We start from the raw sequence: 1,124 nt of genomic DNA on the forward strand, positions 1-1,124 counted from the left end.
GACAACTGTTCAACAGCGACAGTAACGGTAACAGTAGTTGCAGCACCAATCAAAGCAGTAAATGATGTTGCAGGACCAATCAACGGAATAGTTGGCGGAGATGCAGGAATCAATGTATTGGATAATGATTTATTGAATGGTGTTAAAGTAACTCCATCAGATGTAAAAATCACTTCTACTCCAAACGGACCATTAACAGTAAACACAGACGGAACCGTAACGGTAGCAGAGAACACAAAAGCAGGAGAATACACAGTAGACTATACGATCTGCGAAGTATTAAATGCCGACAACTGTTCAACAGCGACAGTAACGGTAACAGTAGTTGCAGCACCAATCAAAGCAGTAAATGATGTTGCAGGACCAATCAACGGAATAGTTGGAGGAGATGCAGGAATCAATGTATTGGATAATGATTTATTGAATGGCGTTAAAGTAACTCCATCAGATGTAACAATCACTTCTACTCCAAGCGGACCATTAACAGTAAACACAGACGGAACCGTAACGGTAGCAGAGAACACAAAAGCAGGAGAATACACAGTAGACTATACGATCTGCGAAGTATTAAATGCCGACAACTGTTCAACAGCGACAGTAACGGTAACAGTAGTTGCAGCACCAATCAAAGCAGTAAATGATGTTGCAGGGCCGATCAATGGAACAACGGGAGGAGATGCAGGAATCAATGTATTGGATAATGATTTATTGAATGGCGTTAAAGTAGTAGCCTCAGATGTAAAAATTACTTCTACACCAAACGGACCATTAACAGTAAACACAGACGGAACCGTAACGGTAGCAGAAAACACAAAAGCAGGAACTTATACGGTGGATTATACAATCTGTGAAGTGTTGAATCCAAACAATTGCGATACAGCGACAGTAACGGTAACAGTAGTTGCAGCACCAATCAAAGCAGTAAATGATGTTGCAGGACCAATCAACGGCATAGTTGGCGGAGATGCAGGAATCAATGTATTGGATAATGATTTATTGAATGGCGTTAAAGTAGTAGCCTCAGATGTAACAATCACTTCTACTCCAAACGGACCATTAACAGTAAACACAGACGGAACCGTAACGGTAGCAGAGAACACAAAAGCAGGAGAATACACAGTAGA

General features: G+C 41.2%; 1 pseudogene. It reads left to right on the forward strand.

Annotation, left to right across the window (positions count from 1 at the left end):
- A pseudogene (locus tag BLV91_RS17095) lies at positions 1 to 1,124 on the forward strand (gliding motility-associated C-terminal domain-containing protein); the annotation flags it as partial.

It is taken from the genome of Flavobacterium degerlachei, from assembly GCF_900106645.1.
GTDB lineage: Bacteria > Bacteroidota > Bacteroidia > Flavobacteriales > Flavobacteriaceae > Flavobacterium > Flavobacterium degerlachei.